Source organism: Bradyrhizobium oropedii (assembly GCF_020889685.1).
Lineage (GTDB): Bacteria > Pseudomonadota > Alphaproteobacteria > Rhizobiales > Xanthobacteraceae > Bradyrhizobium > Bradyrhizobium oropedii.
In genome coordinates this window covers 1-4,538 of the sequence record NZ_JACMYO010000327.1, presented here as the reverse complement: position 1 = coordinate 4,538, position 4,538 = coordinate 1, and the positions used below count along the sequence as shown (strand labels likewise).

The following is a 4,538-nucleotide window of genomic DNA, read 5'->3' as shown; positions in this document are numbered from 1 at the left end:
CCCGGCCGGTCCCACCGGCAACACCGGTTTACCCTTACGGCCGGCCGTCACGTCACGGGCCGCCGGTCGGGCAACGGACCAACGTCCCGCTGGGGTCGCGTTAACCGTCACGTCAGCGGCAAATCCGTTCAGTCTTAACGCTATTCCCATCGCCGTTTTGCCGCGCGGGATGGAATGTCGTACCCATGCAGCGGCTGCGTCCGTCGAGACGCAGGTTTGGTCCGCGCAGGGACGATATTCGCAATGGCGAGCAGGGGTTCTATACTCATCACGGGCGGCGCGGGATATATCGGATCCCATTGCGCCAAGGCTGTCGCGGAGGCCGGATTTCTCCCGGTCGTCTACGACAATTTGTCCACCGGCCATCGCAACTTCGTGCAATGGGGACCGCTCTTCATCGGCGACGTCGCCGAGCACGACAAGATCACCGCTACCATCCGCGAGCACAACGCGCTCGCCGTGATGCATTTCGCGGCATTCAGTGCGGTCGGCGAGTCCGTCGCCGATCCGCAGAAATACTACACCAATAACGTTGCCGGCACGCTCGGCCTGCTGCGCGGCATGCGCGAGGCGGGCTGCGACCGCCTGGTGTTCTCCTCTACCGGTGCCGTCTATGGCAATGCCGGGCGCGATCCAATTCCCGAGAGTGCTGCAGGGCCGACCGTCAATCCCTACGGCCGCTCCAAATACATGATCGAGCAGCTGCTCGCCGATTATGGCGCGGCCTATCAATTCAAATCGGTCTGCCTGCGCTACTTCAACGCCTGCGGTGCCGATGCCTCCGGCACCATCGGCGAACTGCGCGATCCCGAGACGCACCTGATCCCGCGCGCGCTGATGGCGCTGCTCGGGCACGTGCCGGACTTTGCGATCTTCGGCGAGGATTACGAGACGCCTGACGGCACCGCGGTGCGCGATTACATCCATGTCGACGATCTCGCCGCCGCTCACATCGCGGCGCTCGAGCTGCTGTTGAAGGGGAACGCCGGCGGTGTGTTCAACCTCGGGACCGGCACCGGCTATTCGGTGCGCGAGGTGCTCGACGCGATCCGCGCCGTGACCGGTGAAGCGGTGCCGAGCGTGGTGCGCGAACGCCGGGCCGGCGATCCGCCGATCCTGGTCGCCGATCCCTCCAAGTCGGAGAGCGGCCTCGGCTTCAAGGCGAACCGGTCCGATCTCGGCCACATCATCCGCTCGGCCTGGGCGTGGCACCAGAAGGCGCATCCGCGCCGGCGATAACCCTCAGGCCTCAATCCAGGGTGATGTAGTGCTGCTCCGCCAGGCGGGCGAGGAACGGCATGTCGACAAAGCTTGTCACCAGGAAGACCGCGACCAGCGCCAGCACGGTCAGCATCAGGCCGCGCTCGCCATAGAGCTTCTCGGGCTTCTGTGCCGACGATCCCGGTGACGTCGACATCGAAAAGTAGGTGGTGAACAGCATCACCACCAGCGGCATCGCCAGGATGTACTCGATGCGATACTTCACCAGGAACACCGAGAGGAAGAACACCGAGAACAGCGAATAGCTGAGGCAGGAAGCGGTCAGCGACACCCCGGTATAGTCGGCAAAGCTCGCGCGGTAGCGCGCCAAGAGCTCCTTGCCGTGGGACGCGGCAATCTCGCGATATTCGGACAGCCGCTTGGCGGCCATCAGGAACGCGCCGCCGAACCAATAGCACAGGATCACCGAACCCGGCGGCAGCGAGGTCGGATCGATCATCGCCCAGCCGATCAACAGCCGCAGCGGATTGTTGACGGACTCCGAGATGACGTCGAAATAGGCCTTGTCCTTGCTGCGCAGCGGCGGGACGTTATAGACGATGCCCTGCAAGGCAAAGATACCGGTTGCGAACAGCATCAGGCGGCTGCTGGCGGATGCGCAGACGAGGCCGAGCGCGACCAGCAGCAGCCACTCCAGTCCGATGATCCTGCCGTCCATGGCGCTCTGCACCGCCGAGCGCTGCGACTTGGTTGGGTGATGCCGGTCAAAGTCGCGGTCGAACCACTCATTGATGACATAGTTGGCCGACGCGATGCAGATCGCGGCCGTCAGGCCGAGGACGATCGAGGCTGCAAGATGCTCGCCTCTCGCGCCGCGGAGCAGCCCGGCGAGGATGATCCCGGGAACGATGAAGATGTGCTTGGTGCTGTGATCGAGCCTGAGGATCGCGAGGTACTGCCGGATGCTTGCGGCAGGCGGCTTGCGGGCTTCGACCTTGCTGTCCATCAGCGCCATTGCGCGGTTCCTTGTCCTGTTGGCCTCGATTTCGGCGATCATCTAATTGAGGAGGTAGACGTCGAAACTCTCGTCGGTCCTGGCGGGGCCGAAGCGGCGGATCATCGTGGTCGCCTCGCGGAAATCGCGGATCTGCGCGGCAGAGGCGCGGAACGTCCGCCAGTCCTTGCCTTCGTCGTAGATCTGGTCCGGCGTGATCTCATCGAGCCGATACGCCAGCAGGATGATGACGGGGGCGCCACGCGTGTCGCGAAGCTCGCGTGCCAGGCGCAGCGTCTCGCCGAGATCGCTGTCCATCCTGCCCTTGCGCGAGAAGATCACGACGCTGCCGAACCTGTGGTCGCGCGCGAGATAGACCGGGTTCCTGACGTAGTAGGGCAGCGCCTCGACCAGATATTCCGGCTCGCTGAGAATGACCGCATTGGCGAGATCCGCGCGCGAGGCGATCAGGCGGCCGAGATCGGCGCTGCGGCTCGCGACAATTCCGGTCGCGGCGTTGCGCAGATCGTTGATGCCTGCGGCGGTCTGGATCGCGAGCACCAGCAGGAGCGACACGCGCCCGATCGCCGGCAGCAGTCCGTCGGATGCGGTAGCGACTTTGCTCCAGCCGATCCAGTACAGCGTGATCAGGAAACACAGCCAGACCGCGGCGTGGCGGTAGGCACCGTTGGCGGCGACCGCGAAGAACAGCGACGTCAGCAGCAATGCGGCGATCGCAGCGAGAAAGGCCGGACGCCGCGGCAGCAGCCCGAGCGTCGCGGCGAACAGCAGCACCGATCCTGCGATCCCCGGCAGCAGATTGGCGAACAGTGCGCCCAGCGACGTCGCGCCGGGGTTTACGAGAGACAGGATCGCAGCCGTCAGCGGTGACGCGTGCGACCAGTCCCGGGCCGCCGCATCATTGTAGGTCGGCAGCATCGTCACCGCGCAGATCGCGACGCCGATCGTCGCAATGATCGCATTGATCGCGAAATTGGTCAGTTGCGGCGACCAGCGCCAGCCGGGGGTATCGAGTTGGGTCTCGCGTTGGCTCGCGAGCATGTCGAGCAGCCAGAACAGCAGGAACGCGCCGACCATGATCGCGCCGACGACATTGGTGTTGGCGAGCAGCAACAGCAGCATGCCGAGCAGGACGCCGCGGTCGCGGTGCGCCGGATAGCAGGCCGCGATCGCAAACAGGAACAGGGCCGAGATGCCGTAATTCCTGGCCATCACGACATATTCGAACAGCAGCGCGTGACCCGTGATCAGCAGCAGGACCAGCGGCCGCGGGAATGGCGATCGGAAGATCAGCAGCGCGACCGTGACGAGCCCGACCGCGAAGGCGACGCCGGGGAGCACCTCGACCCGGTTGAACACAGCGTGCGCGCCGCGCAGCAGGAGATACCAAAGAGCAGGGTGGCCCTCGCCGTGCAGCCCTCTCAGCATGGCGATCACATCGTCGCCGTTCAGGGCGATGGTCAGCGCGCGGACTTCGTCGCGCCACATCACATGACGGGATATCTGGAAGCCCGCCAGCGCGATCCATCCCGCCAACAGCAGGAGGTCCGGCCAGGAGCGGCGGTCCCGCTTCGGTGCGAAGAACCAGTCGTCCAGGATTTGCAAAGATCGGCTCAATGAACCCTGCTGCTGCTCGGATCGGTCACGTCAAACCACGTCGTCATCCGCGGGTTTCGTCATTTGTGTTAACAGTAAAAGCCGCCTACAATGTTGTAACATTATGGGCAAACCAGACTAACATTTATGACGTCGACGCCGGCCCAGAGGACGGTCAGGGATATCAGCCCTGCGCACCCCGAAATGGAGTTCGCGCTGGTGCTGTCGCGGACGATCGACTCCGTGCGTTCCGACCCGCAGCAGCTGCGCAGCGCGGTCTACGAGCTCGCGCGGCAGAAGCTGCAACAGCTCTCGCACGAGGATCCGCAGGAGAAACAGCGTCTGATGCAGGCGCTGGAGGTGGCGATCGAGGGCGTCGAGGCGCACACCAGGGATGATCTCGTCGAGACGTTTTCGGTGCCGCCGGCGCGGGCGCTGCCCGCTTTCCTCGAGGCGGCCGGCGCCGCGCGGCGGATCGAGGCGCCACCGCGGGTCGATGCCGAGGACGCATTCGTTAGGACGCTCGATCCTGTCGAGCTGGCCGAGCTGCCGCGCCGGCCGCGGTGGTCATCGTCGGCGCCGCTGCGCTACGTCGCCATGCTGGCTCTCTTTGCAATGATCGCGGCCGTCGTCCTGCTGCAGCAACGCGGTGTGTCATTGGCCGCGGCGCGCGCGATGATTGCGGGCACGCCCGCGCCGTCGCCGG

At 65.1% G+C, this 4,538-nt stretch carries 3 protein-coding genes and 1 pseudogene; 2 read left to right on the top strand and 2 right to left on the bottom strand.

Translation table 11 applies throughout. From position 1 onward, the window contains the following. Positions 1-243 precede the first annotated feature (243 nt). Positions 244-1,239 carry a UDP-glucose 4-epimerase GalE gene (gene galE / locus H8A95_RS41665; protein ID WP_229188265.1) on the top strand — a complete coding sequence of 332 codons (996 nt, stop codon included), beginning with the start codon at positions 244-246 and terminating at the stop codon, positions 1,237-1,239. Between the two features lie 10 nt (positions 1,240-1,249). Here galE and H8A95_RS41660 read toward each other — a convergent pair whose 3' ends face one another. Both H8A95_RS41660 and H8A95_RS41655 read right to left on the bottom strand, forming a co-directional pair. Then, on the bottom strand, positions 1,250-2,236 hold the full coding sequence (locus tag H8A95_RS41660) for a UbiA family prenyltransferase (protein WP_229188264.1): 987 nt from the start codon (positions 2,234-2,236) through the stop codon (positions 1,250-1,252). 42 nt (positions 2,237-2,278) lie between these two features. Next, a complete protein-coding gene (locus tag H8A95_RS41655) occupies positions 2,279-3,853 on the bottom strand; it encodes a hypothetical protein (RefSeq protein ID WP_229188263.1) in 1,575 nt (524 codons plus the stop codon). Between the two features lie 126 nt (positions 3,854-3,979). Between H8A95_RS41655 and H8A95_RS41650 the strand changes: the two are divergent. After that, positions 3,980-4,538, top strand: a pseudogene (locus tag H8A95_RS41650) (hypothetical protein); the annotation flags it as partial.